21 protein-coding genes and 2 pseudogenes are annotated in these 25,617 nt (G+C 63.5%); 11 read left to right on the forward strand and 12 right to left on the reverse strand.

Annotated features, from left to right (window positions below):
• The first annotated feature begins 40 nt into the window (after nucleotides 1-40).
• The 4 genes and pseudogenes from KAY22_RS08900 to KAY22_RS08915 all read left to right on the forward strand — a co-directional run.
• On the forward strand, nucleotides 41-613 hold the full coding sequence (locus tag KAY22_RS08900) for an EAL domain-containing protein (protein WP_296622379.1): 573 nt from the start codon (nucleotides 41-43) through the stop codon (nucleotides 611-613).
• 162 nt (nucleotides 614-775) lie between these two features.
• Entirely contained in the window at nucleotides 776-2,248 is a 1,473-nt protein-coding gene (gene istA, locus KAY22_RS08905) for an IS21 family transposase (RefSeq protein WP_161626247.1), read from the forward strand.
• Nucleotides 2,245-3,108, forward strand: coding sequence for an IS21-like element helper ATPase IstB (gene istB, locus KAY22_RS08910; protein ID WP_004211466.1), 864 nt, complete (start codon nucleotides 2,245-2,247; stop codon nucleotides 3,106-3,108). Before istA ends, istB begins: the two co-directional genes overlap by 4 nt.
• Nucleotides 3,109-3,188: 80 nt before the next feature.
• Nucleotides 3,189-3,806, forward strand: a pseudogene (locus KAY22_RS08915) (EAL domain-containing protein); the annotation flags it as partial.
• Between the two features lie 15 nt (nucleotides 3,807-3,821).
• Here the strand turns inward: KAY22_RS08915 and KAY22_RS08920 are convergent.
• Nucleotides 3,822-4,409 (reverse strand): toprim domain-containing protein, encoded by a 588-nt coding sequence (locus KAY22_RS08920; protein WP_366514075.1) that lies wholly within the window; start codon nucleotides 4,407-4,409, stop codon nucleotides 3,822-3,824.
• A 743-nt stretch (nucleotides 4,410-5,152) separates the two neighbouring features.
• Nucleotides 5,153-6,448, reverse strand: coding sequence for a replication protein RepA (locus KAY22_RS08925; protein ID WP_069336927.1), 1,296 nt, complete (start codon nucleotides 6,446-6,448; stop codon nucleotides 5,153-5,155).
• Nucleotides 6,449-6,973: 525 nt separating this feature from the next.
• On the opposite strand from KAY22_RS08925, the gene KAY22_RS08930 reads away from it, so the two are divergent.
• Nucleotides 6,974-8,179, forward strand: coding sequence for an AAA family ATPase (locus KAY22_RS08930; RefSeq protein WP_099232178.1), 1,206 nt, complete (start codon nucleotides 6,974-6,976; stop codon nucleotides 8,177-8,179).
• Between the two features lie 206 nt (nucleotides 8,180-8,385).
• The gene (locus tag KAY22_RS08935) at nucleotides 8,386-9,366 is read left to right on the forward strand and encodes a ParB/RepB/Spo0J family partition protein (protein ID WP_069336930.1); all 981 of its coding nucleotides are present in this window, start codon (nucleotides 8,386-8,388) and stop codon (nucleotides 9,364-9,366) included.
• A 56-nt stretch (nucleotides 9,367-9,422) separates the two neighbouring features.
• Here the strand turns inward: KAY22_RS08935 and KAY22_RS08940 are convergent, their stop codons facing one another.
• Nucleotides 9,423-10,511 carry a hypothetical protein gene (locus tag KAY22_RS08940; protein WP_366514076.1) on the reverse strand — a complete coding sequence of 363 codons (1,089 nt, stop codon included), beginning with the start codon at nucleotides 10,509-10,511 and terminating at the stop codon, nucleotides 9,423-9,425.
• 359 nt (nucleotides 10,512-10,870) lie between these two features.
• Here KAY22_RS08940 and KAY22_RS08945 point away from each other — a divergent pair, with 359 nt between their 5' ends.
• The 5 genes from KAY22_RS08945 to KAY22_RS08965 all read left to right on the forward strand — a co-directional run bounded on the left by KAY22_RS08945 (nucleotide 10,871) and on the right by KAY22_RS08965 (nucleotide 13,982).
• Nucleotides 10,871-11,761, forward strand: a complete 891-nt coding sequence (locus KAY22_RS08945) for a recombinase family protein (RefSeq protein WP_016744730.1) — start codon at nucleotides 10,871-10,873, stop codon at nucleotides 11,759-11,761.
• Nucleotides 11,762-11,873: 112 nt separating this feature from the next.
• Nucleotides 11,874-12,200, forward strand: coding sequence for a hypothetical protein (locus KAY22_RS08950; RefSeq protein WP_046765592.1), 327 nt, complete (start codon nucleotides 11,874-11,876; stop codon nucleotides 12,198-12,200).
• Nucleotides 12,201-12,368: 168 nt separating this feature from the next.
• Nucleotides 12,369-13,031: a HupE/UreJ family protein gene (locus KAY22_RS08955; RefSeq protein ID WP_099232177.1), complete on the forward strand. Its 663-nt coding sequence runs from the start codon at nucleotides 12,369-12,371 to the stop codon at nucleotides 13,029-13,031.
• Nucleotides 13,028-13,621 carry a hypothetical protein gene (locus tag KAY22_RS08960; protein WP_029548568.1) on the forward strand — a complete coding sequence of 198 codons (594 nt, stop codon included), beginning with the start codon at nucleotides 13,028-13,030 and terminating at the stop codon, nucleotides 13,619-13,621. Before KAY22_RS08955 ends, KAY22_RS08960 begins: the two co-directional genes overlap by 4 nt.
• A 31-nt stretch (nucleotides 13,622-13,652) precedes the next feature.
• Nucleotides 13,653-13,982, forward strand: coding sequence for a DUF6488 family protein (locus KAY22_RS08965; RefSeq protein ID WP_016744734.1), 330 nt, complete (start codon nucleotides 13,653-13,655; stop codon nucleotides 13,980-13,982).
• Nucleotides 13,983-14,037: 55 nt separating this feature from the next.
• On the opposite strand, the gene KAY22_RS08970 is transcribed toward KAY22_RS08965, so the two are convergent.
• From KAY22_RS08970 to KAY22_RS09005, 9 genes and pseudogenes are all read right to left on the reverse strand, one after another.
• Nucleotides 14,038-15,372, reverse strand: a complete 1,335-nt coding sequence (locus KAY22_RS08970) for an MFS transporter (RefSeq protein WP_099232176.1) — start codon at nucleotides 15,370-15,372, stop codon at nucleotides 14,038-14,040.
• 58 nt (nucleotides 15,373-15,430) lie between these two features.
• Nucleotides 15,431-18,652 carry a CusA/CzcA family heavy metal efflux RND transporter gene (locus tag KAY22_RS08975; protein WP_016744736.1) on the reverse strand — a complete coding sequence of 1,074 codons (3,222 nt, stop codon included), beginning with the start codon at nucleotides 18,650-18,652 and terminating at the stop codon, nucleotides 15,431-15,433.
• Nucleotides 18,642-19,892 carry an efflux RND transporter periplasmic adaptor subunit gene (locus KAY22_RS08980; RefSeq protein WP_016744737.1) on the reverse strand — a complete coding sequence of 417 codons (1,251 nt, stop codon included), beginning with the start codon at nucleotides 19,890-19,892 and terminating at the stop codon, nucleotides 18,642-18,644. The genes KAY22_RS08975 and KAY22_RS08980 overlap by 11 nt, the downstream gene beginning before the upstream one ends.
• Nucleotides 19,892-21,172 (reverse strand): TolC family protein, encoded by a 1,281-nt coding sequence (locus tag KAY22_RS08985; RefSeq protein ID WP_296622400.1) that lies wholly within the window; start codon nucleotides 21,170-21,172, stop codon nucleotides 19,892-19,894. Before KAY22_RS08985 ends, KAY22_RS08980 begins: the two co-directional genes overlap by 1 nt.
• A gap of 59 nt (nucleotides 21,173-21,231) precedes the next feature.
• Nucleotides 21,232-21,645, reverse strand: coding sequence for a hypothetical protein (locus tag KAY22_RS08990; protein ID WP_296622403.1), 414 nt, complete (start codon nucleotides 21,643-21,645; stop codon nucleotides 21,232-21,234).
• 63 nt (nucleotides 21,646-21,708) lie between these two features.
• Nucleotides 21,709-22,422, reverse strand: coding sequence for a hypothetical protein (locus KAY22_RS08995; protein ID WP_029548570.1), 714 nt, complete (start codon nucleotides 22,420-22,422; stop codon nucleotides 21,709-21,711).
• A gap of 57 nt (nucleotides 22,423-22,479) precedes the next feature.
• Nucleotides 22,480-22,971: pseudogene (locus tag KAY22_RS27920) on the reverse strand (TniQ family protein); the annotation flags it as partial.
• Nucleotides 22,889-23,812 carry a TniB family NTP-binding protein gene (locus tag KAY22_RS09000; protein ID WP_016744740.1) on the reverse strand — a complete coding sequence of 308 codons (924 nt, stop codon included), beginning with the start codon at nucleotides 23,810-23,812 and terminating at the stop codon, nucleotides 22,889-22,891. The pseudogene KAY22_RS27920 and the gene KAY22_RS09000, both read right to left, overlap by 83 nt.
• A complete protein-coding gene (locus KAY22_RS09005; RefSeq protein WP_046765589.1) occupies nucleotides 23,809-25,464 on the reverse strand; it encodes a Mu transposase C-terminal domain-containing protein in 1,656 nt (551 codons plus the stop codon). Before KAY22_RS09005 ends, KAY22_RS09000 begins: the two co-directional genes overlap by 4 nt.
• Nucleotides 25,465-25,617: the final 153 nt, after the last annotated feature.

Consider the following 25,617-nt stretch of genomic DNA (forward strand, 5'->3'; position numbering starts at 1 on the left):
AATACCAGCGCACCGCCCACAGGATCACATCACCCTGGAAATGGCGCCACTTGAAATCCGTCATCGTTCCGTCCGTCCAATCTCCGCCAAGCATGCTCAAGCTTCACGATTTTTGCAACAGAGCCAGTTTGCCGGCTTCACCACCTTCGAGGACGAGCAACAGCTGACCGACTTCGTGTCCCGCCTCGAGGCTGCGCTGTCACAGCCAATTGACCTTGACGCCGTGACCATCTTCCCGGGCGCCAGTCTTGGGGTCGCCATCTTCCCGACGGACGGGACCACGCGGGAGCAGATCGTCAACAATGCCGACCTTGCCATGTACCGGGCAAAGGATACGGTTGGGCGCCAGACCTGTTACTACGAGCAGAGCATGGACGATATCGCGCGGGCGCGCCGTATGATCGCCAACGACCTGCGCGAGGCGATCGGCCGCGGAGAGCTGAGCCTCGCCTACCAGGTCCAGAAGGACGTCGCGACCGAAGAGGTCAGCGGGTACGAAGCGCTTCTGCGCTGGCACCATCCCCGCGACGGCTGGATCTCGCCTGCGCGGCGACTGACAGGATGCGAGCGTAGCGACAATCAAGATGAGAATCGGTTGTTGGGGTGTCGGTGAAGGGCGGAGGGCGTAGCCCGAAGCCCGTAGCCGAGACCCCAACAACCGATGGCCCTTTAATGGAGGAGCCGCAGATCGTCGGGGCCGACCCAATATTCATTGGCATATCCAGATTGGAGGGAGATGCCGTGAGTGCCGGGTTGCCAAGTCAACGATCATCAAATGAGGCTTTTCATGAAATTGCGACAGACCAACCCGGTCCCGGTGGCTGCGGCGAAGGCCGGGTTCAGCACCGCGACGGGCTACCGGATCGCGAGCGATCCGGTGCTTCCTTCACACCGTAAAGCGCCCCGCGGCCGACGGCGACCTGATCCGTTGGAATCGATCTTCGAGAGCGAGATCGTACCAATGCTGAAGGCGGCACCTGGCTTGCGGGCGGTGGCGATCTTCGAGGAGATGCGCCGTCGCCATCCCGATCTCGATTTTGGGGTTCGCCGCACGATGGAGCGTCGTATCCGTGCCTGGCGGGCCGTTCATGGCCCGGAACAGGAAGTGATCTTCCGCCAGACTCATGAGCCGGGGCGAATGGGCCTTTCGGACTTCACCGACATGAGGAGCCTCAAAGTCACGATCGCGGGTGCGCCCCTCGATCACCTGCTTTACCACTTCCGCCTGGTGTGGTCAGGCTTCGAACATGCCCATGTCATCCTGGGCGGCGAGAGCTATGTCGCATTGGCTGAGGGGCTGCAGAACGCGCTTTGGATGCTGGGCGGCGCGCCGGGCGAACACCGCAGCGACAGTCTGTCGGCCGCGTTTCGCAACCTTGATGCCGATGCCCGTGCGGACTTGACCACACGCTACGACGCCTTGTGCGAACATTATGGCATGACGCCGACCCGCAACAACCGCGGCATCGCGCATGAGAATGGCAGCGTCGAAAGCTCCCACGGCCATCTCAAGGCGGCGGTGGAGGATGCGCTGGCGATGCGTGGATCGACCGACTTCGAGGACCTCGCGGCCTATCGCAGGTTCATCGACGAGATCGTTGCCCGAAAGAACCGGCGCAGTGCCGCCCGCATCGACACCGAAAGGGCAACGCTCAAACCGCTACCTGATCGTCGCACCAGCGACTACGAGGAACATATCCTTCCCGTCACCTCGTCCAGCACCTTCGTTCTGCGCAAGGTGTTCTACACGGTGCCGTCACGGTTGATCGGGCATCGACTGCGTGTGCGCCTCTACGATGATCGGCTCGATCTGTTCCTGGGCGGCAGTTATCTCATGACCCGGCCACGCGGTCGCCCGAAAAGCGCTACCGAACATGGCTATGTGGTGGATTACCGTCACGTGATCCATAGCCTCAGGCGTAAGCCGATGGCCCTGCTGCAGCTGACCTATCGCGACCAGTTGTTCCCGCGCGAGGCGTACAGGCTCATGTTCGAACGGCTGCTCGAAGCCATGTCCGAGCGTGACGCTTGCCGTAAGATGGTCGAGTTGCTGTCCATGGCCCATGAACGGGCCTGCGAGGCCGAGCTTGCCGATCTTCTCGCCCAGGACCTTGACGAAGGCCGGCTGCCTGACATCGCCGCGTTGCGAACGCGCTTCTCGCCCGATCCGGCCGCGCTGCCCGAGGTGGTGGTCGAGCTTGGCCCCCTGACCGACTACGATGCCCTGCTGCTGGGAGAGGCCGCATGACCAAGGCCCATAACGTCGATGCCCAGCGCCTGAGCTTCATCCTCAACGAGTTGAGGCTTCCTGCCATCAAGGTGATCTGGCCCGAGTTTACCGAACGTGCCGACAAGGAGGGCTGGCCCGCCACCCGACTGCTCGCTGCACTTACCGAGCATGAAATGGCCGAACGTGACCGGCGTAGGATCGAACGTCATCTGAGCGACGCACGATTACCACCGGGCAAAACGCTCGACAGCTTCGCCTTCGACGCCGTGCCGATGGTCTCGCGGGCGCAGGTCACGGCCATGACCTCGGGCGACGGATGGCTGGAAAAGGGCGCCAATCTCATCCTGTTCGGCCCGCCGGGCGGAGGAAAGAGCCACTTGGCGGCAGCCATCGGCCTGCAACTTGTCCAGAATGGTTGGCGCGTGCTGTTCACCCGCACGTCCGAGCTGGTCCAGAAGCTTCAGCTCGCGCGCCGCGAACTGGCGCTCGAATCCGCCATCGCCAAGCTCGACAAATACCACCTGCTCATCCTGGACGACCTCGCCTATGTCGCCAAGGATCAGGCTGAAACCTCCGTGCTCTTCGAGTTGATCAGCGCACGCTATGAGCGCCGATCCATGCTCATCACGGCCAACCAGCCCTTCGGCGAATGGAACCGGGTCTTCCCGGATCCCGCCATGACGCTCGCGGCCGTCGACCGTCTCGTTCATCACGCCACCATCTTCGAGATGAATGTCGAGAGCTATCGTCGCAGGGCCGCCCTCCAGCGACAGACAGGGGCTGGAAGGACCCCAAAATACGCGACAATCAAATCCATCGAGAAAATGTCGATCAGCGACAATCAGAGCGAAGAATCGCCCTTGCCAGCGACAATCTAACCCGGCACCATGAACCCGCCGCGACAATCTGTTCTCATCCTGATAGTCGCTGACCTCTCACCCAGATCGTCGCGCTATACTCGCCTGCGGAATTCATCCCGATCGCCGAGGAGAGCGGCGAGATCGTTCGCATCGGCGAGTGGGTGCTGCGACACGCCTGTGCGGAAGCGGCGCGATGGCCTAAACCGTGGCGGATCGCGGTAAACCTTTCGCCGGTCCAGCTGATGCATGTCGACCTCATCCAGGCCGTAACCAGCGCACTCCTCGAATCAGGTCTGCCCGCGTCCCGGCTTGAACTCGAGATCACCGAAACCGCCTTCATCGCCGATAAGGTCCGCGCTCTCCATGTGCTGCGCCAGATCAAGGCGCTGGGAGTGTCGATCGCTATCGACGATTTTGGCACCGGCTACTCATCGCTCGACACGCTGAACTCGTTCCCCTTCGACAAGATCAAGATCGACAAATCCTTCCTTCTCGAGTCCGAAACAAGCCATCAGGCGCGCGCGATCATTCGAGCGGTTCTCGCTCTCGGCCGCAGCCTTGAAGTGCCGGTTCTTGCCGAGGGGCTTGAGAGTGAGGAGCAATTGCGCCTTTTGCGATCCGAAGGTTGCGATGAAGCGCAGGGGTATCTCTGGGGCAGACCAGTTCGGCTGCCTTTGCCCGATGATAAGCCGGGGCAGGAGAGCGAAGCGGCATGAAGTGCCGGGAGGTCGTCAGCGCATGCTCTCCAGGACATCGGCCCAGTCATTATGCCCAGGAGGAAAGCTTCGCTCGATGACAAGGCCCGGCCGGGCATAGATGGTTTCGGCAAATTCCACCGCACGTCGCCCTTCCGCGTCATCATCTCCCGCCAGGATCAAGCGTCGCAGCGTATCGGGCAGGCGAGGATGGGCATAGCGGCGCGCTCCCATGCTGGCCCAGCACCGAATGGCGTTCAGCCGGGTGAAGGCGGCAGCCGTCTCAAAGCCTTCGGCGAGGGCAAGCGTGTCACTCCCCTCCCCTTCTCCCTGCCATGCTCCCGCTCCTGGTCGGCCGAGCATCAGCTTCATGCGGTATCTTGCGGTGGCCGGGTCGAGGAATATGCGCTGCACCGCCTTCAGTTGCCGGCCCTCGCGAACGGCGATGAGCAAGGCGGGGTGGTAGCTGGTCCAGGGCTTGGGCCGAAACGGACAACGCGGATGAAAACGCAGGCCTTCACTGAGCGGCCAGAGACTGCGAAGCTCGAGGTAGCGCTGCGCCAGGGTGCCCTCGACAGGCTGCGCTTCAGCCCAAAGACGTTCGACATTGCCGGCGTGGGGCAAGGGCCCGTCATTGTAGGTAAACGGCCCGCGGTTTGGTACACGCCGGAGCTCGCGCAGGACATTTTCTCGATCACACCCGGCAAAGCAGGTGACGAGGATTCCGCGATTGCCTTGGCGCAAGGAAAGGCTCGGCCTGTTGTCAGCATGGGATGGGCAACGGCACATGGCGACCCGGCCATGCCATTGCCCGCCGAGGGATCCGACTAAATCGACCAGCTCCTGGCTGGGCTTGAGAGCGACTAGGGACATGAGCTCATCCTTTCGCTGCTAGCCCTCCCCCTCCCCTCTTTCCATGCGCCCACAGTGAAGCAGCCGTGGCGTCAGCGAGGTGCCGCCGTCTTTCTCTTCGCTTTGTATGAGCTTCGGGGGGCATCTCTACGCGGCCTGAACTGTTCAGATGAGGAACTGGGGGCGTGCACAGTGGCTGGCCTGGGCAGCGTTGCACCTTGTGCCGGACCCCTAGCGAAATGCTATGGAGTTCAAGGGATTAGCCTGAATCTCGGGCGAAGGACCAACAAGGACCTGCAGATCAGCGTAATGCCGCCGGTGAAGTCAACGCTGCTGTCTATGTGAGTTTGCGGGGGTTGAGCCAGCTACAACTGGCGAGCTACATCTTCTTCTTATGAGCCTTGGGGGGCACCTTCGTAGCGGCCCTCTAGGCTTACCTTGGATGGCGACGGCAGGGTTGCTCCCTCCCCCGCTGCTGTTCTCAGGCAGCATCGGAAACGCACGGAGATCATCGGTCATTCGCTGCCGGATTGAGATCGCCGCTCGGCATAGCGGATGACGAACGCCTCCCAGACGCGTAGCCATTCGGTGTCGGTCCGTGGCTGCTTGATCCCCGGAAAGCCTGCCCGGAACGCTGTCGCCATATCATCGACCGACCAGGGTTTGCCTTTTTCGAGGCCAATCGCTCTAAAGGCTGCCTCTCGTGTTCCGTAGCTCATCGAACCTGCAGGGAAAGCCTGCTTGGGCTCGTCCTTGCCGACCTGAGCTTTCGCTCTTGGCGCGCTGACCGATGATCTCGGTGCCGTTTGATCCGGCTGAGCACCGATGAGCCGCAAGTGTGACCCCACGAGCTTGCGCTCCAGCGGCGCCGGGGACGGGTGAAGCACGACCTTGCGTCCCGAGAGATCGACATTTGCGTTCGGATAGACAGCCGACACGAGCTGCATTGTCTCTCGAACCGTCTGACGAAAGCGCTTGCTGTCGGCATCGTTGCCGAGGTGCTTGGCAAGCTGATCCCAGGATATGACCTGACCCTTGCCTGTGATCCGCGGTAGCCGATATGCCAAATAGGTATAGAGATCGAGCGCCGTAGGGGTGCCCTTCAACTCGCGGATGGCGACTTCGTTGAGCGGTACCGCATGATCCACCAAATGGCTATAGAACGCTTCGGACATCCGGATCTCGCGGGCAAAAGCACCGTTCGCGCCCAAGCTTCCGGCATATTCGTTGGAGATCTTGACGTCTCGGACGGCGAAGGCGTTATCGCCGGCATCCGTCCCGTCCCACCGGATCTGCCACTCGCAAGCGAGCAGACGGTCGACCTGCTCGCGCATGAGGTTGGCCGTGCCGCGCGGTCCGTAGGACACGGTCTGATACCCGAGCCGGCGCATCCACTCGGTGAAGTTGCGGCCCAGATAAACATCACGCGAGCGCTTCGTGACGGCCTGGGAAAGCAAATAAATCAGCGCGACTCGCGGATAGGCTCCGTACGGAACTCCCAAGCTACGGAAGACGGGCTTTCCGTCCACCGTCTGAAGAATAGGCTTGGGATTGATGGCGAGAGCATACCTGCCGTCTTCGCGTAAGATCGGCTGGGTGTCGTCCTTCGGCCGTTTTGTGGGTAGGCTCATGGCGCAGAGCGCGGAATGGAGGAAAGCCGGAACCGGTTCTTCGTCATGAACGCGTAGGAAGGCGTCCATCGTAAGTTGGGTGCCAGCGGCCTGGGCGACCCGGCGAACCCGGTCCTCGCCGCCGTCGAGCATGGCCAGAGCGTATTGATGCCCTATCGGTTTATGGCTGTCACCGCTCATGCCTTTGCCCTTCCCCGACTCACGGGCTCTGATTGGCTCCTTTCAACAGCTTCGGACGGCTTTGGCAAGCATGTTGGCAGTTTCAGCGCCGGCAGCAGGGCGAAACCTCCAAATTTACCGATGATGTCGGTGCGGTTTGCCCCCTCCCCTTTTCAAAATTGAAAAACGATTCGCCCAATCGGATTTCTATAGGGATTCGAGTCTTTAGGTATGGGCTCCGAGATCATCGGTCGGGTCGGAACCGAGATCATCGCTTTCCGGCACCGAGTTCATCGGCTCGCACCGACATCATCGGCGGTTATCCACAGCCCTGATCCCCACAACGGCCTGAGCGCTCGGGAACGCACTGGCCGCGGAAAACCGCACCGAGATCATCGGTCGCTGCCGCAAGTCAGGAGCCGGCGAACTCTCGAAGCCCCAGAACGGCTCGGAGATCATCGGTGAAGTTGCAAGGTTGGTGGACAATTCTTGCTCCAAACTGCCAACGACGGTAGAGATTGGCTTCAATCTCACAAAGTGGCGGCCATGGCGAGCGAACAAACCTTAGAAGCACCTCAGGACGAACTGCTGGATGACGGTCTCGGCCTATTGCACCGGCGCGCGCTCACGATCCTGAAACGGATCCGGGACAACGCAATTGATCCAGAGACTGGCGCGAAGAAGGGGCCGTCCTTCCCCATCTCGAAGGCGGCGGCGCTGGTTAGCCGCACGGCTTCTGCAATCCGCGAGGCCGAACGGGACGGCCGCCTGCCGGCGCGGGGGCGGACAGCGTCCGGTCACCGGGTGCAATATTCACTCGAGGAACTCGACCATATGCGCGAGGTGTTCGGTACGCGGCCGTGGCGCTCGCCTGAGGACGTGCCGGCCATCATTTCCGTGTCGAACTTCAAGGGAGGTGTGGGCAAGTCGACGATTGCACTTCACCTAGCGCAGCATTTCGCCATTCGTGGCTATCGCGTGCTGTTCATCGACTGCGACAGCCAGGCAAGCTCGACGATGATGTTCGGGTATCGACCTGATATCGACCTGTCAGAAGAAGACACGCTTTACGGGCACTTCCACAACCCCGAGCTGCTCGGGGTTCGTAAGATCATCCGCAAGACGCATTTCTTCGGACTAGATTTGATCCCTGCCAACCTCAAGCTCTACAATCTCGAATACGAGATCGCGGGCTATCTGGCGCAGAACCAGAGCTTCGACATCATCGACATGATCGCGCAAGCGATCGATGACGTGGTCGACGACTATGACGTCGTTATCATGGATCCACCGCCAGCCCTCGGCATGGTCTCCATGGCTGTCCTCCAGGCGGCGAACGCGATGGTGATACCGGTTCCGCCGAGCGTGATTGACTTTGCGTCAACCGTTTCCTTCATCGACATGGCGCGCACTACCATGCGGCAGCTGGAAAAGCTCGCGGGGAGGGTGAAGCCGGCATACAATTTCATCCGCCTCGTCGGAAGTAGGGTGGACGAAAGCAAATCGATGCAAAGCGAAATCCTGACCATGATGCGTCAGGTTTTTGGAGGTTCGATGATCAGTTCGGTGCTGCGTACGAGCGCCGAAATCGACAACGCAAGCTCTCGCATGAAGACCGTTTTCGAACTGGATCGACCGGTCACTTCCCACGAGGTCCACAACCGCTGTGTGAAGTACCTGAACGAGGTCTGCCTCGACATCGAGAAGGATGTCCTGCGCACCTGGCAGAGCCGGGCAGGGGAGGTGGCGTGACATGAATTGCCACGTGGCAACAACTCGAAACACGTCAGTATATGAATATGTTACGTCTGGCGCGGCGAGGCACACGCAGTGGATCACCCGCGACGATGAACGCCGGTTGCCACGTGGCAACGCAACCCTCGCCAAGCGGCTTTCAGGCCAAGTTGCCACGTGGCAATCGCGGCAGGGTGGAACAATTTCAAGTGGGATAAGCGATGATGTCCAAGGGTAACAGAGGCTTCGGCAGCAGTCTTACTGAGGGTCTCGACGAGGCAACCGACGTCGACACCGCTGCGCCGGCCGAAGGCATTATGGCGAGCCGCAGCCAAGCCTTGGCCCGCATCGCATCGGGCAAGGTGGTGACAGACCGTACCGAGTGGGTCGATCCTGCGAGGTGCCGGCCGTGGCGACTTCATAATCGCGATCTCGACCATCTCAATGAAGAGACCTGTCGCGATCTCATTGACGCTTTTCTCTCGGCGAAGAAGCAGCGCATTCCGGCAATCGTCAGGAGGCTGCAAGGCGATCCCGACTTCGATTTTGAAATCATCGCCGGGGTGCGGCGCTGGTGGACGGTCAAGTGGCTTCGTGAGCATCACCATCCTGAATATGACTACCTCATCACGATCCAGTCGGTTTCCGACGAGGAAGCATTCCGGGTCTCGGACATCGAGAATCGTTCCCGCAAAGACATCTCCGATTGGGAGCGGGCGAAGGAATATTCACGTGCCCTGGCGGAGTTCTACAATGGCTCGCAGGCCGAAATGGCAGAGCACCTCAAAATATCTCGCTCGTGGCTCAGCCGGCTGCTCGACGTGGCGCGCCTGCCGCAGTCCATCGTAGCCGCCTTCAGCGATCCTCACGATATCACCGTGCGGATTGCCCGCGACGTTAAGCCGCTCTCAGTTGACGCGAAGATGTTGCCGTTGATGGAGGCAGAGGCGCGGCTGATCGAGAGCGAGCGAGCCGATCTCGGAGCCAAACTGCCGGGCGCCGAGGTCGCCAAACGGCTCGTGCGCGCGACTGTCGCCCCAAAGCAAAAGGGTGGCGCGGAAGTGGAGCTTAAGGCGAGGAACGGGAAGGCGATGTTGCGCTATACGCGGGGCAGCCGCGGCGGCCTGTCCTTGAAGGTACTGCCACGCTCGGGTGCTTCGACCGACGAGGTTCTGGAATCGATCCGCAGCCTGCTTGAACCTTGAGCAAAACCGGCGGACTGCGACTCCGGAAGCGCTAGCCAATGCGACCGGAGTGGAGGTCAGCGGCTCGCAAGAAGCGCGTCTATGCGCTCCATCTCCTGGTCGAAGGCGACAAACGCCTCGGCCAGGTCCCGGCGTGGGGGCAGGGGAGGGGGCTCCTTTGGAGGTCGGCCGCGTTTGGGCGCCACAAAGCCAAAGTCGACAGCTAGATCTGCGGCAACGAAGATGCGCCAGGAACGCCGCCGCGTAATCTCGACGAGAAGCTTGGCCGAGGCGGCTCGTGCTAGGAGCTTGCTCGCGCCAGCAAGAGTCAAGCCGAGCGCGCCAGCCACCGATTGCGGCGAAAGCACCGGATGATGGCAGCTTAGCGCAGCAAGGGCGGGAAGCATGCCTGGCCGATACTCGGCCATAATCTTGCGCTGCGCATCCCGATAAAGCCTTTCGAGTCGATCGAGGCGATCAAGCCCGGCAATGGCGGCCGCTTCAACCGAGCGAACGGCCGCTTGCCAGTCATGGTCCGCTGGCATGCGTTTGAGGCGCAGCGCCTTGGCCCCTCCCGCGAGGCAAGGCAGCGGCGTCGTCGTCAGATCGTAATCGCGCAGCGCGAAGGCCAGGCCTAGCCATGGCTCGATGGTCGCGTCGATGCGGGCATGCTGGCGAACACGCTCGAGGGCCCGGACGAGGGCTGGGTGCTCCGTGACAAAATGCGGTTCCGTTACAGCTACCGGCAGTTTGTCACGCCAGGCGAGCCGATCAGGCTCGCGCAGCGCCTGCGCCCACGCCGGGAAGCCGTCGAATACATCCACGTTGGTCGCGCGCCGCGGCCGTTCTGGAATATGGATGCCGCAGCCCCAGGAAAATACGTCGATTTCGTCGATCTCCGCCGCCTGCAGGTGGAGCGCCCGCGCATAGCCCGACCAAGCAGCTCGGCGCGCCCAGGCGGATGCGGCTGAACTGACGCAAATGCGGGCATCGAGGCGCGAAATTGCCGCTGTACACGACGCTACGCTTGCAACCATCCGCGGGCTGTAAGTGGGGCCGAAGCGGGCCGGCGAGGAAGGTGCGGGCATAGCCAACAGTAAACCGAACAGGCATCTAAGTAAATCGTGCCGAGATACACAGTGGTGATAATAGGTCGTTATCAACACTGGTGGGCTGCGGACCGATCGTGTAAGACGCCGCAGCTGTCGGTTTCCCTATACGACCGGACTCCAGCGTTTCCCGCGATGTAGCGCGTCAGGCTGACCCCAAACCTCCGGACTCCGATACCAAACCACTGGACTGGCATTGGCAAAGCGCCGGAAAGTCGCGGATTGGGGCGCTTTTGAACCTTTGAGTGGGGAGGGGGCTCAATCCCTCACGAGTATAGGCGCTGGCGCGGCGCGCAACATTCTCTCCTTGGATCACCGGCGCGCGTTCATGGCGATCAAGACTAGCCGCCACTTGCTCAAAACTCTATCGTACGGGGACAACCGGTCGTTTGACCCCGTTATATGGAATGTGACAAATGGCTTTGATCGGCTACGCGCGGGTCTCGACCGACGAGCAGGACACGGCCATCCAGCTCAGTGCGCTGCGCGCCGAAGGCTGCACGGTGATCCTCGAGGACAAGGCGAGCGGGGGCAGCCGCGATCGTCCGAACCTCGCGCGTGCGCTCGCACGCGTCGGGCATGGCGATACGTTGCTGGTGGTTCGGATCGACCGTTTGGCACGATCGCTTTCGCATCTGCTCGAGATCGTGGAGACCCTGAGGGGGAAGGGCGCCTATTTTCGCTCGATCAACGATCCGATCGATACATCGAGCGCGCAGGGCATGCTGATGACGCAAATGCTCGGCGCCTTCGCGGAGTTCGAGCGCGCGCTGATCCGCGAGCGGACCCGCGCCGGTCTTAAGGCGGCCGTTGCACGAGGAGCTAAACCTGGAAACCCGAAGATGCGCGCACGCGATCCGGCGGCGATCGCCGATATCCGCTACAGCCTCAAGGAACGCTATCTCAATGAGTTGATCGACGATCGGCACCGCTGGTTGCCGACGGTTGCCAGATTGCGGCCGCATCTGCCTTGGGCACTAGTCCTACGGCAAATCCGCGCCATCACGCCACCCGTGCGCTCGTTCAGCGAGCGAACTCTGGTGAAAGCGTGCCGAGCCCTGGTAAAGGCCGGCTATGCCGATGCAATCATCCTTGACCAGGCACCGCGCCTGCCGCCTGATACGCGGGTCGCGCGGCTTGTCGCCGATCGCCTGAAAACGCATCCGGATTCCTCGTTACGGGACATTGCGTCCTGGCTGACCCGAGATCTGCGTGAGCCAACGCCGCGCGGCGGATTGGCATGGTCGCCCGAGGGCGTGCGGCGGGTGATTGGGCAAGCGCAGAAGCTGCAATTGCTCCAGGATTGATCCAGGGCTTCCTTTTTGCGAATAATTCGCAGATAAGCGCGGTCAGGAATTGCGAAGTTCGCAGGATTCGGGCTTAAGAACACTTTGGAAGGAAAGGCCTCTCGACCTTGCTATGTTGATCGTCCGGCTACTTTCCTTGCTGTTCGTGCTGACGCTGGCTTTCTCCCACGGCGGTCCGATCGCGTCGATCAGCCACGATCACGCGCTCACGGCCGAACATCATCATGCCGGGCATGGCCATAGCCCTAGCGATGCGCCCGATACCGATCATGAATCGGACGGGACCAGCGCCCATGTTCATCTGCTCGTCGACCGGCTCGCGTATGCGGCGCCGGTCCCGGCGACGAGGCTTGACCGAGCGCCCCGACACTGGCCGCACAACCAACCGCAACTGCCATCGGCCGTTCTCGCGCCGCTGCTCGAGCCACCCGCCGCCTGAGCCTGATGCGGCAGCCGCCGCGTGAACGCGGTGCGGGTTTGTTTCGCGCCGTTTCTCCAGGCATGTGCCTGGCGGGCCGCTTGCCCGTCCGGCGCTCAGGAAAGTCATGTCATGAATTCCTTACGGGCCAGACCTCCGGCGATTTGCCGCACGGTCCTCCTTGCCCTGATGGCCTTTTCCTTCGCTGGCGCGGCTTTCGCGCACGGCGTCGCCGAGGGCGATCAGGGCTATATCGAACAGACGAGCGGGCCACAGATCGGCGCGTTCCTCTATCTCGGCGCCAAGCATATGGTGACGGGCTACGACCATCTGCTGTTCCTGTTCGGCGTGATCTTCTTCCTCTACCGGATGAAGGACATCGCCGCCTATGTGACGCTGTTCGCGATCGGTCACTCGACGACGCTGATCGCGGGCGCCCTCATGGGCACGAATGTCAGCGCCTATCTGGTCGATGCGATCATCGGCCTGTCGGTCGTTTACAAGGCGCTCGACAACCTCGGCGCGTTCCAGCGATGGTTCGGCGTCCAGCCCAATACCAAGGCGGCGGTGCTGATCTTCGGCCTGTTCCACGGCTTCGGCCTTGCGACCAAGCTACAAGACTTCTCGCTGTCCCCGGATGGGCTGATCGTCAATCTCCTCTCGTTCAATGTCGGCGTCGAGATCGGGCAGATCCTCGCGCTCGCCGCCATCCTTATCGTCATGGGCTACTGGCGGCGCACGCGCAGCTTTTCGGCCCATGCCTTCACCGCCAACGTCGTGCTGATGACCGCGGGCTTCGTGCTCACCGGCTATCAGCTCGCGGGCTTTGCTCTGGAAGGAGCCGCATCATGAACCAAGTTCCGCAACCCGGCATCGGGGAGTTGCCGAGCCTGCGCCAGCTCAACCGCGCGACCCTGATCGCTCTCGGAGCCGCCGCCGTCATTCTCGTGACGACCGTGCTTCCGGCCGAATATGGCGTCGATCCCACCGGCGTCGGCCGCTTGCTCGGGCTGACCGAGATGGGCAAGGTCAAGCGGGCGGAAGCCGCAAGCCATGCCGTCCCGGCGACGCCCGTGGCCGCAGCGCCCGCCGCATCCCCGGCGCCCGCGCTGAAGGCCGGGGAACCCGTCGAGGTGAAGCTGACGCTCGCTCCCAATGAAGGCCGTGAGGTCAAGGCGACCATGAAGGCGGGCGGCGAGTTCGACTATCGCTGGGCCACGGATGGCGCGGAGGTCCGTTTCGAGCTGCACGGCGAGCCGGCAGGCGCTGCGAGCGACGACTATACGAGCTATGAGAAAGGCAGCTCGGCTGGCGCATCGGGCAAGTTCCGCGCGCCCTTCGACGGCACGCATGGCTGGTATTGGAAGAACCGCACCGACCAGCCCGTCACCATCACCGTGACCGCAACCGGCGACTTCGAGAAGTTCGCCGCGCTTCCCTGAACCTCATTTCCAATCTGAAAAGGATATTTCCATGCGTATTGCTCTTATCGCTCTTGCCGCCTTCGCGCTCCATGCTGCCCCGGCGCTCGCCCATCCCGACCATGACGACGAGGAGCATGAGGCGCGCACCCCCCAGCAGACCGCCCGCGACAATGTGGTGCGGCTCATCAGCCAGGCGAAGCTGCCGGCGAGCTGGTCGAAGGCGACCGTTGCCGGCACGCGCGAGCGCACCAGCCAGGGTCAGCGCCAGACGATCGTGACCTTTCGCAACGAAGCCGAACCGAATGCGGCGCGCAAGCTGTTCCATGTCGTGCTGACGGCAGGCGGCCAGTTCGTCTTGGGCGACTTCCGCCAGCCTTGACCCTGCAAGGACGCCGGGGCCATCCCCCGGCGTCCGCTTTTCCGACTCCGCGATCCTATCGGATCGGCCAGTGCGGATGCAGTTCGTCGATCACGAATATATGGGCCGCGCGACCCTGCGGATGGCCTTCGGCGAGATGGGGATGGTCGGGCGGAAGGGCGGCGTGATCGTGCTCCACCACGTCGGCATCCTCCTTTGGCCAGATCAGGAACGCTAGTCCCACGCCGATCAGCGACAGCGCGGCGGCGACCGCGAACGCCAGGCCCATGCCACCCTGCGCGCCGGTCTGGCCAGCCAGCGGATAGGCGACGAGCCAGCACACATGGCTGAGCGCGAACTGCGCGGCGAACAGGGCGGGCCGATCCGCTTCGCCCGACGATCGTCGTAACAGGCGGCCGCCCGGCGTGATGCTCGCCGAATAGGCAATGCCGAGCACCGCCCACCCCGCGAGAATGACGCTCCAATAGCCGGGCGAGGCATGACCGCGCCATGAGAGAGCCAGCGCGGCCAGCGCGATGGTCATTGCCGAGGCCGCCGCAAGCATCACCGTGCGGTCGGGCAGCTTGTCGAGCAGGCGCGGCAGCAGCAGCGCGGCCAACATCGAGCCGCCGCCGAACGCGGCGAGCGTGATCGCCACCTCCCGTTGCCCCAACCCGAGCGCCGCCTGCACCAGCACCGGCGTATTGACGATCACCATCGCGCTCGCGGCGGCGGCGGCGAGCGTCACCGCCAGCAGCCCGCGCAGCCGGGGCGTCTTGAGATAGAGCCGGGCGCCGCGCGTGGTGTTGTCGTAGATGCCGCCTTTTGGCTTGGCGGCGGCAGCACGCGGGAGAACCGTCGTCAGGACCAGCAGCGCCGAGCAGGCAAAGCCGATCGCGGTGCCCGAAAACAGCCAGTGGAAGTTCATCACCGTCAGCAGCGCGGCGGCGAGCATCGGGCTGGTCAGGCTTTCCATGTCGTAAGCGAGGCGCGAGAGCGACAATGCGCTAGTATAGTCCTTCTCGTCGGGCAGCACCTCAGGAATGGTGGCCTGGAAGGTGGGCGTGAATCCGGCCGAGGCTGATTGCAGCACGAAGATCAGGAAATAGACCTGCCAGACCTGATCGACGAACGGCAGCGCCAGCGCGACCAGCCCACGGATCACGTCCATCGCGACAAGGAAGCTGCGGCGCGGCAAGCGGCTCGCATAGGCGCCGACGGCCGGGGCGACGCCGATATAGGCGATCATCTTGATCGCCATCGCCGTGCCGAGCACGGCCCCCGCATCGGCCCCGGCGATGTCATAGGCGAGCAGGCCGAGCGCGACCGTGGCGAGGCCGGTGCCGACCAGCGCGATTATCTGCGCCAGGAACAGGTGGCGGTAGGTGCGATTGGCGAGAACCGAGAGCATGGGCAATTCCTCAGACTGTCCGCTCCCATGCGCGATCGACGCATGGGAGCGGCATGGGTCAGTTTATGGCGGGCGCCATGTCCGGCGGCGTTCGCGTTTCGGGTTCGGCCCTGCGGCCATGCACGAGGCGATAGAGCGCGGGCAGGACCAGCAGCGTCAGCAGTGTCGAGGAGATGATGCCGCCGATCACAACTGTTGCGAGCGGCCGCTGCACTTCCGCGCCCGCGCCGACGTTGAACGCCATCGGCACGAACCCGAGGCTTGCCACCAGCGCGGTCATCAGCACGGGTCTCAGCCTGGTGAGGGCGCCTTCGCGGATCGCATCCTCAAGGCCGTTGCCACTGGCGCGGAGCTGCCGGATGAAGCTTAGCATCACCACGCCGTTCAGGACCGCCACGCCCGAGAGCGCGATGAACCCGACACCCGCCGAGATCGAGAGCGGCATACCCCGGATCAGCAGCGCCGCCACGCCGCCGGTCAGCGCCAGCGGCACGCCGGAGAAGACGATGGCGGAATCCCTGGCGGATCGGAACAGGCCGTAGAGCAAGCCGAAGATCAGCAGCAGCGCGGCGGGCACCACCAGGCGCAGCCGCTCGGCCGCCGAGATCAATTGCTCGAACGTACCGCCATAGCTCACCCAATAGCCGGAGGGGACTTCGACCTCGGCGTCCACCTTTTGCTGAAGCTCCTCGATGAACGAGCCGAGATCGCGCCCGCGCACGTTGGCGGTCACGACGACGCGGCGCTTGCCGTCCTCGCGGCTGATCTGGTTGGGTCCGATCACCACCTCGACCTTGGCGACATCGGCGAGCGGCACGAACCCGCGCGGGTTGGCGCCATTGCCTGCCAGCGGAATCCGCAAGCGCCCGATCTCGTCGGCCTTGCTCCTGATGTCCTCGGGCAATCGCACGATCACCGGGAAGCGCCGGTCGCCCTCGAATATCCGCCCGGCCTCCCGGCCGCCGATCGAGACCGCCACCACCTCCTGGATATCACCGATGTTGAGGCCGAGCCGCGCCAGCGCCGCCCGGTCGGGCGTGATCTGGAGGACGGGCAGCCCCGTAACCTGCTCGACGCTCACATCCTGCGCGCCCTCGATGCCGCTCACCACGCCTTCGACGGCCTGACCGATCTCCAACAACTGATCGAGATCGTCGCCGAACACCTTGATCGCGACATCGGCCCGGACGCCCGACAGCAGTTCGTTGAATCGCATCTGGATCGGCTGGGTGAACTCGTAATTGTTGCCGGGAATGGTCGCGGCGGCTTCCTGCATCTCGCGGACCAGCTCGGCCTTGGGCTTGCGCGGGTCCGGCCATTCGCTGCGATCCTTGAGCATTATAAAGGTATCGGCGACCGAAGGGGGCATCGGATCGGTCGCCACTTCGGCGGTGCCGATCTTGGCGACGATCCGCTCGACCTCGGGGAACCGCTTCAATCGCGCTTCGAGCGTGGTCTGCATCTGGATCGCCTGGCTGAGACTTGTGCCGGGGATGCGCAGGGCGTGGAGCGCGATGTCGCCCTCGTCGAGATTGGGAACGAACTCCGATCCCATGCGCGTCGCGGCAAAGCCCGCGATGGCGACCAGCGCCACCGCGCCCGCGACGAACGCAACCCGGAGCCGCAGGGCGGCATCGAGCGCGGGCGCATAGACCTTGCGCGCCCAGCCCATCAGACGGCTTTCCTTCTCCTCAACCTTGCCGGTGACGAACAGCGCGACTGCCGCCGGCACGAAGCTCAGCGACAGGATCAGCGCGAAGGTCAGCGCCATGACGACGGTGATCGCCATCGGGTGGAACATTTTCCCCTCGACGCCGGTGAGCGCGAAGATCGGCACATAGACCAGAGCGATGATGAGCATCCCGAACAGCGACGGCCGGATGACCTCCGACGTCGCCGACGCGGCGAGCGCGAAGCGTTCCTCGCGTTTCAGCAGCCGCCCTAGCTGGTGCTGTGCCTCGCCGAACCGGCGCAGGCAGTTCTCGACGATGATGACCGCGCCATCGACGATCAGCCCGAAGTCGAGCGCGCCCAGGCTCATGAGATTGCCCGAGACGCCCGCGCGCACCATGCCGGTGATGGTCATCAGCATGGTAATCGGGATCACCGCCGCCGTGATGAGCGCCGCGCGGATATTGCCGAGCAGCAGGAACAGGACGACGATCACCAGCAGCGCACCTTCGAGCAGGTTCTTCTCGACGGTCCAGATCGCCCGTTCGACGAGATCGGTGCGATCGTAGATCGGCACGGCCTTCACGCCCGCCGGGAGCGCCCTGGCCGCTTCCTCGAGCCGCGCGGCGGCCGCGCGCGCGACGATCCGGCTGTTCTCACCAGCCAGCATGAACACGGTGCCGAGCACGACTTCCTGGCCGTTCTCGGTCGCCGCGCCGGTGCGCAGTTCTTCGCCCATGCCGACATCGGCGACATCGGCCACGCGGATCGGTATCCCGCCCCGATTGGTTACGATGATCGACTTGAGATCGTCGATGCCCGACGCCTGGCCCGGCACGCGGACCAGATATTGCTCGCCGTAGCGCTCGACATAGCCCGCGCCGACATTGGCGTTGTTGCGCCCCAATGCCTCGACAACATCGTTGAGAGTAAGCCCATAGGCCGAGAGCCGGTCAGGCAGCGGCGTCACATGATACTGTCGCTCATAGCCGCCGATGCTGTTGACCTCGGTGACGCCGGGGGTGTTCCTGAGCTGGGGCCGGATCACCCAATCCTGAAGCGTGCGCAGATCTTCGGGTGTATAGCGGCTCCCATCCGGCTTGCGGGCATTCGGCGCCGCTTCCAGCGTATACATGAAGATCTCGCCCAGCCCGGTGGCGATCGGCCCCATCTCGGGCGCGACGCCATCGGGAAGCTGGTCGCGCGCCGTCTGGAGCCGTTCGTTGATGAGCTGGCGCGCAAAGTAGATATTGGTGCCGTCCTCGAACACGGCCGTTACCTGGGAAAGACCGTAGCGCGAGATCGAGCGGGTATATTGCAGGCCCGGCAAACCGGCGATCGCGGTCTCGACCGGGAAGGTGACGCGCTGCTCGGCTTCGAGCGGCGAGAAGCCGGTCGCTTCGCTGTTGATCTGCACCTGGACGTTGGTGATGTCCGGCGTCGCGTCGATCGGCAGGCGCTGGAAGGCCCAGACGCCGATGCCGCAGAGCAGCGCGACAACGACCAGCACGGCCCAGCGGAAGCGGATCGCGGAGGCGACAATCTTTTCCAGAAGAGGTGGGCGTTCAAGCAAGGGCGTATGCTTGTGGGTGGCGGTCTCAGTGGTCATGGCTGGCCCCCGACTTGTCGATGTCGGCGCGGATCAGGAAAGCGCCGTCGGTCACATATTCGGTGCCGGGTTCGAGGCCGCCGAGCACTTCGGTCCATTCAGGCGTGCGCCGCCCGATCTCCAGCATCCGCACCTCGTAGGTGTTGCCGACCCTGGCATAGACCACCTCGAAATCGCGGAACCGCTGGATGGCCTTGGTCCTGACCGCGAGCGGCACTTGCGCTTCGGCCACGGCGAACGATCCCTCGACGCCCATGCCGGGGCGGAAGGTTCGCGACGCTTCGGGCGGCAGATGGACATGCGCCATCATCGTCTGGCTGGCGACGTCCGCGGTCGGCAGCACGGCTTCCACGGGCGCGTCGAGCTTCGCTTCGCCCGACAGGCTTCGCACGCTCACCCGCTGGCCCACGCGCACGCGCTCGGCGTCGCGGGGATAGACGAAGAACTCGGCATGGAGCTTCGTGGGATCGGCAACCACGAACAGCGCCCGGTCGCCGGTGGTGTCGCCGACATTGGCGTTCTTCTCGATGATGGTGCCGCTGATCGGCGCCGGCACCGCGTAGGTCTGGAGCGAATGGCTGGACTCGACGCGCAGGAGTGTCTGCCCCCGGCTGACCCGATCGCCCAGCTTGCCGGTCATCCAGACGATCTGGCCGGGAAGCCGGGCGCGGACATCGGCCTTGCCTTCGGGCGTGATCTCGATCCGCCCGCCCATGTCGATCAGCTCGGCAACGGTCGCGGAACCCGCGCGCTCGGTCTTGACGCCTCCGGCCCGCGCCGCCTCGGCCGAAATCGTCGTCCGGCCCTCATAGGAGGCGTAGGTCCAGTTGTGCGTGCGGCCGCCTTCGACCGCGCGCACCTTCACGTCGAACGAATGAGGCTCGATCACCACACCGCCGCCGCGCAGATAGTCCTCCTGCGGGGTGAAGGCAAAACGATCGACCTTGCCGCCAAGGCGCGACAGCTCGATCGCAAGCTGGACTTCGCCTGGCGGAATGGGCTTGTCTTTCCGGTAGGCATAGACGTGGAACTCGGGATCTACGCCATCCTCGAAGATGGTGATCTCGACCGCGAAATCGCCGTCGCGCAGCATTCGCCCGCGATGCGGCCCGCGTTCATAGTCGTCGGCGGCAGCGGCCGCCTTGGGTTCGGCCGCCTCCTTGGTGGCAGGGGACTCGCCGCATCCGGCGAGCAGGGAAAGAGCGAGCAGCGAGCCCGCGAAAAGGAAGGATCGTGTCATCAGCGGTTCTCCGCGCTGGCAAGGAGGGAGGCATGGCGACCGGTCAGCCGGTCGAGCCGGGCGCCATCGAGATGGAAGCGGCGCAGCAGCTCGACCCGGCGGGACCGGGCATCGACGACGGCCTGCTGGGCCTGGTTGACTTCGAGGAAGGTGAAGGCGGTGCCGCCGCGCGCGAAACCATCGCGCACCAGCACCACCGCGCGCTCCGCGCTCGGCAGAACCTCGCGTTCGATCCGGACGATCTCGGCGGCAAGGCTCGCCCGTTCGGCTGTCAGCCGGTCGATTTCACGCCGCACCTGCACCCGCGCGACGGCGATCTCGGCTTCGGCGGCCTGAGCTTCGGCATTGGCGCGCGCGACATTGCCGCGATTGGCGGCGCGGTTGCCGAGCGGGATCGAGCCGCCAACTATAATCGCCACGTCATTGCCTTGCCCGAAATGGCGAACGCCAACCCGCGCGGTCGGGTCGCCGGCATTGCCGGTCTCCGCAAGCCGCACGCGGGCACCGGCAGCGTCGCGCTCGGCGGCGAGCAGGGCGAGGTCGGGACTGTCCTCGGCCGCCGTCGCGCCGGGGGTAGCGATCCCGAACGGCGAGGGATCGAGACTGTAATCGGCCGTGCCGCCCCAGAAGGCAGCGAGACTGGCGCGGGCGATCCGCGCAGTCTCCCGCGCCTGATCGAGCGCGATGCGGGCTTGCGCCACGGCGGTCCTCGCCCGTTCGCCCGCGAACAGCGGATCGAGCGCGCACCCGACACGGCGGCCGGTCTCCGCTTCCACGCGCTGGGCGGCGGCGAGGCGCTGTTCGGCAATAGAGATCACTGCTTCGGCTGCCAGCGCATCGACCCAGGCGGCTTGCACCTGGGCCAAGAGGTCGAGCATCCGTAGGCGGTTGCGCTCGACAGCGATGCCCAGGTCCGAGCGGGCCGCACCGATGCGGGCTTCGCGCTTGCCGCCGCGTTCCCACGTTCGCTCATACCAGGCGGTGGTCTGCGATCGTTCGAGCGGGGAATAGGGGCCGGTGCCCGCGAAATCCTCGACATCGACGCCGACGACATCGCGTGGCCGCACATCGGCTTGGGTAATGGCGGCATCGGCCGCACGGAGCCGCGCGGCGTTCGCTGCGACGGAAGGATCGCCGGATGCGACGCGCGACAGCGCATCCGACAGGCTGAGGGACTGCGCCGCGCCGATTGAAGGCGCGGACAGGGCGGCCAGCGCTGCGCCTATCGCAAGCGCGCGCCGCAAACGCGCCGGTCGGCGCGCAACGAGGATGGAAAGCATGACAAGAACGGCCTCACGAGCAGGCGTGGCAGATGCCGCGCCTCACATGACGCGGCGGCTCAGCTTGGGATCGCGAGGCTCTTGGGAGGTCGTTCGGGGCCGGGAATGCGCAGGCCTGGTGTCTGGTTATCCGGCGCAAGCCCGAGCAGTTCGCTGGACAAAGCGACTTGGACGGAATCCGCCGAGGCCGTCACCGGCACAGCCGAGCCGCCATCGCCATGATGGTGATGGCTGCCGGGTAGATGGTCGTACGGATCGTTGTCGCCGGGTTGGGGCACGTGATGATCGTCGGCATGGTCTTGTATGATGGAAGCATCGCTGAATAAGGAATGGTCGTGTTCGAACGAAACACCCGGCGCATGCTGGATCTTGTCGATAGACGTGGAAAGCGAGGCGCCAGCAAAGACGACGGCCAAGGCGATACAAAACATCGCCCAAAACCGGTTCGCCAGGAAGAGCCTCGAAATGCGCATGGATGGGGTTCTAGCCGGTGAAGGGCGGGGGCTCAATCAGTAACCGCTTCCAACGACATGGAATCAGCTTTGGCCAGCGAGATCGCGAGGTTCGGTTTGTTCGTTTGTCGATGCATGGGCGAATACGTTGCGTATCGCTCGATGCGCCGCTTCCAGCTTCGAGATCGTGAACCGGCGGGCCATTCGCTCTCGTGCGGCTTTGATCTGAGAGATAAAGGCGGAAGACCAGTGTCCGTCTGTCATCAGCAAGCGATCGAGCACGCCACGATCTGCTCTGGCAATGAACCGTTCGATCGCTGACGGTGCGTCAGGACCAAAAAGCGCGGCGCCTATCTCGGGATTGGTCTCGATGATGCCGCAAGCGGCGGCAAGCAGGCGCCGGCGCAGGAGCGGCGATGCGGCGGCGAGCGGGTTGAGAGTGTCGCTCGAATAGAATTGGAGGCCCATGTAACCGGGCGTCATCGCGTCGCACGCGAAATCGTTCAGCGGGATGTTCCGTGTCCTGCACCACCAATATTCGTCGTTTGGCGGCTTCCTGGTCAGGAGGCGGCAAATGCCTCGAACCTCGTTGAGGAGTTGGTCGGCCGACGTGAAGTTGAAGCGGAACTGGTCGGGGGTCCTACCCTTTATCGCGCCTATGCATTGCTGCTCGAACGCAATAACATGATCCCAGCAGAGCAGGGCGTCCTTCCCGGCATAAATGGCCGGGGCCGAGGTTCTTTCCATCGGTTGCCAGCAGGCATCGCAAATCATCCGCAGCGGACCGCGCGCGGGCATCGCAAATCGCCATGTCCGCGATCCGCAACCATTACAACGATCCTCCAGCGGCCAGCGGTGCCGATGGCAATAGCCCACAGCGGCCAGTACCCACTGACGCCGGACGTGCGCTGGCCGGTCGGATGCGAAATCTTCCGCGAGGCACCGGCTGCACCAACTGACGTGCAGCCGCGGCACCGGGATCAGCCCGGTAGAACCGGCTGAGCCCGGCGGGTGTTCCCAAGCCAGAAAATCGACCGGTAAGTAGGGATAGTGCTTCGCAAGACTATGTTCGACTAAGCGCGTCGCCGGCACGTTGAGGTCGTCGGCAGTCCCATTGAGCCAGGCTCTTGTCGGGCGAATATCCGGGTGGCGCCAGTCGCCCTTGCGATTTCGGACAGCCTTTGGCTCCGGTAGCGCTCGCCCTCGGCGGGAATGGCGCTGACGCGCGTGCCAGGACGTCAGCAGTTCGTCAGCGAAAGGATTTTCATGCCGCACGGCGCCGCAATGCCCGCTTGGCACTGGCGATGACCTGCATCGAGACGAGCGGGAGCAATAGCTGCTCATCATCGAAGCTGTCGGCGTCGATCATCTCGCGGCCGCTTCGGATCGCCGCGATCGCGACAGCCTCCATCAACCGGAAGATTCGGCCTGTCACGCCCTCACTCAATGCGATGACGCGCTGGCGGACCTCAGCTTCATCGAGCAGGGAAGGGCGGCGCAAGGGGAGCAGACCGGCGAAGCTCGCCATGAGCTGGCGCAGGGCGTGATCGTTGCGCCAGGGTGAAAGCTCGAATGCGGCGAAGCGGTCGGCGAGATTGGGATCGGTGAGGATCGCGATACGCGCATCTTCCGTGCCCGCGCACACGATCGGAATTCTGAGGTCGTTGGTCAGAAAGCGAATGGTGTTGAGAAAAATCCGCTGCTGGCGCGGCGAGCCCGCCAGCATCTTGTCGATTTCGTCCAGAACCAGCACCTTGGTCCCGAATTCCCCGAGGGTGCGACGGGCCAGAGAGCGCAGTGATCGCAGGGAGATATGGTCGAACTCGGAGTAGTTCATAGCCAGCATAAGCTCGGTGTAGAACTCTTCCTCGGTAGGCTGTGGCGGCATCTGGACCATGACGACCGGCATAATCGTAAGGCCGGCATTCTTATCGTACCGGGTTGCGTGCAGCTCTGCGAAGCGATTGAGGATCTCGCTCTTGCCCATGCCAGTGGAACCGAAAAGCAGGAGGCAGGGCATGCGGCCGCGCGGGGGATAGGTCAGCAGATCTTCGAGCCTGCCGAGCGCGGCTTCGGATTGTGGCAGCGATAGCCATCGATCGCGTCTCAGCCAGTCGATGCGTTCGTCGTCGGATAACCCTGCCTGCTCGCGATATGCCGGAAACAGATGATCGTAGAGGTCGGTCATAGTCGCTCCTCGATCTGGAATGGAACGATAGGCGCGCTATCCTCCGGCTCGGACGATACCGGCAAAGCCATTGAAGGAACTGCGGTGGCAGGAGGGAGGCCAGCCTCCAGCGCATAGGCGATGCGCTGGGCGGATTTTCGCGCAGCCTTGGTCTTGTGGGCCGCTTCGAGGACGATGCGCCGCTGCTCGTTCACCATGTCAAACAGCGATTGCTCGTCGACGGCCTGACGCCCGCGTTCGCGCAGTGCTCGCACCGCGAGGTCGTGCTCGAACTTCGTGATGGCAGGCCGCCGCCGATCACGGAGCGGAACCGTCAAATGCTCGGTATCGGACAGCTCGACGTAGACAGCCGAGAGGTTGAGCGGATTATACTTGATCGGGAGCTTGTGATCGCAGTTCGCGAGGAGGCCGGACAAACTGCCATGCCAGTAAAATGCATGGAACAGCTCGATACCCTCACGCCTGACCTTCCGCATCTCGAACGGGAGAAAGTTGAAGAGGAAGCGAGCGGGATCAGCCGGGAGCCGGAGCGGGTCAGCGCGGCTCCCGAGCCCGTCAGCCCAGGCCGTGAGCGGAGGAACGCCAAGCTCGCTGTGAATCGAGCCATGATAGACGCCGACCTCGAGTGTAAACCAGCGCTCGAACTCGCGCAGCGTCATGCAGGCTTGGCCCTCCGCGTCGTAGTCGCCTTTGGCCTGGATGTTTGAGAAGGTCGTACCCGGTAGGAGATGCACGGCGCCGACCGCGGTTCCGATCAAGCGTTCGATGTGGCCACCGTAGTGCGGCGTGCGCCGGGGGCGGTGCTTGAGGTCGATGCCATGCTGCTCACAGCCACGCTCGAGCGCCCTGGACCTAAACTCTGCGGCATTGTCGAGATGCAGAGTTTCGGGGATGCCAAAGACGGGATAGTCGAGATTGATCTCGCGTTCTTGAAGCCAGGCTGCCTTTGGCAGGACCGCATGGCGGATCGCCATGCCTACAGACGTAGCTGAGGGTTTCTCGAGCGAGATGTAGAAGCCCGGAATGACTCGGGTCGCTATGTCGATCTGGAGGGTGAGCGTTGGTCGGCCAAGCGGTTTGCGGAAATGCTCGTCGACGATGATGATATCGGCGGGTGTGTGGTCTATTTGTACGATCTGCAGCGGGTAGTCGGCAGTGTAAGATCGAATCACGGGTCGGTATCGATCAGACGCTGCCTTCGCGCCTTCGCGCGTTCTGGTGAGGCGTTCTCGGTCAATCGCGGCAACGCGCGCGGCGATGGTCTTGCGAGTGGGCGCGCGAAGGCCGCGTTCATAACAGGCATGCCGGATGTCGCGCTGCAATCTCGCGAGGGTCGGTTTGGGGCGCGTCAAGTAGAACCGTTCGATTTCGGAGGCGATCACTTGGTCGATCTCCGGCGCCAGTCGGCGACGCCCTTTGGGAAAACCTTCGGGCCGATCGACGAGGGAGCTGGTAACGGGCTCAGCGCGATAGCGGGCGACAAGCTCAAAGACGCGCGACCTGCTCAGGCCCAGCTCCGCGCTCGCGTTCAACATCGCAGCGCGGGTAATCTTGGGCAGGCTGGCGAGTGCACGAATAGCCGGCTCGCGATTGCAAGCAATGCTCCAGGCTGTAGAATCCGCTCTCGTAAGAGCTGTGCCCGTTTCGGCCATGACCTATCCCCGATCTTGCCAGGGACTCGTGTTGCCGGGTCCACCGGTATTGTATCAGAAACGGGATGGACGGGCGAGAGTCCGGAGGTATTTGGGATAGATGAAGATTGAAAAGCCTGGCAATTTCGGTCTGTCCGTTTGGTCAAACTGACA

The organism is Rhizorhabdus sp., from assembly GCF_018006725.1.
In the GTDB taxonomy this organism is placed as follows: Bacteria; Pseudomonadota; Alphaproteobacteria; order Sphingomonadales; family Sphingomonadaceae; genus Rhizorhabdus.

Coding starts and splice junctions, on each gene's coding strand:
- KAY22_RS08900 (WP_296622379.1), top strand. CDS start 41: ATGGCGCCACTTGAAATCCGTCATCGTTCCGTCCGTCCAATCTCCGCC.
- istA (WP_161626247.1), top strand. CDS start 776: ATGAGGCTTTTCATGAAATTGCGACAGACCAACCCGGTCCCGGTGGCT.
- istB (WP_004211466.1), top strand. CDS start 2,245: ATGACCAAGGCCCATAACGTCGATGCCCAGCGCCTGAGCTTCATCCTC.
- KAY22_RS08925 (WP_069336927.1), bottom strand. CDS start 6,448: ATGAGCGGTGACAGCCATAAACCGATAGGGCATCAATACGCTCTGGCC.
- KAY22_RS08930 (WP_099232178.1), top strand. CDS start 6,974: ATGGCGAGCGAACAAACCTTAGAAGCACCTCAGGACGAACTGCTGGAT.
- KAY22_RS08935 (WP_069336930.1), top strand. CDS start 8,386: ATGTCCAAGGGTAACAGAGGCTTCGGCAGCAGTCTTACTGAGGGTCTC.
- KAY22_RS08945 (WP_016744730.1), top strand. CDS start 10,871: ATGGCTTTGATCGGCTACGCGCGGGTCTCGACCGACGAGCAGGACACG.
- KAY22_RS08950 (WP_046765592.1), top strand. CDS start 11,874: ATGTTGATCGTCCGGCTACTTTCCTTGCTGTTCGTGCTGACGCTGGCT.
- KAY22_RS08955 (WP_099232177.1), top strand. CDS start 12,369: ATGGCCTTTTCCTTCGCTGGCGCGGCTTTCGCGCACGGCGTCGCCGAG.
- KAY22_RS08960 (WP_029548568.1), top strand. CDS start 13,028: ATGAACCAAGTTCCGCAACCCGGCATCGGGGAGTTGCCGAGCCTGCGC.
- KAY22_RS08965 (WP_016744734.1), top strand. CDS start 13,653: ATGCGTATTGCTCTTATCGCTCTTGCCGCCTTCGCGCTCCATGCTGCC.
- KAY22_RS08970 (WP_099232176.1), bottom strand. CDS start 15,372: ATGCTCTCGGTTCTCGCCAATCGCACCTACCGCCACCTGTTCCTGGCG.
- KAY22_RS08975 (WP_016744736.1), bottom strand. CDS start 18,652: ATGACCACTGAGACCGCCACCCACAAGCATACGCCCTTGCTTGAACGC.
- KAY22_RS08980 (WP_016744737.1), bottom strand. CDS start 19,892: ATGACACGATCCTTCCTTTTCGCGGGCTCGCTGCTCGCTCTTTCCCTG.
- KAY22_RS08985 (WP_296622400.1), bottom strand. CDS start 21,172: ATGCTTTCCATCCTCGTTGCGCGCCGACCGGCGCGTTTGCGGCGCGCG.
- KAY22_RS08990 (WP_296622403.1), bottom strand. CDS start 21,645: ATGCGCATTTCGAGGCTCTTCCTGGCGAACCGGTTTTGGGCGATGTTT.
- KAY22_RS08995 (WP_029548570.1), bottom strand. CDS start 22,422: ATGCCCGCGCGCGGTCCGCTGCGGATGATTTGCGATGCCTGCTGGCAA.
- KAY22_RS09000 (WP_016744740.1), bottom strand. CDS start 23,812: ATGACCGACCTCTACGATCATCTGTTTCCGGCATATCGCGAGCAGGCA.
- KAY22_RS09005 (WP_046765589.1), bottom strand. CDS start 25,464: ATGGCCGAAACGGGCACAGCTCTTACGAGAGCGGATTCTACAGCCTGG.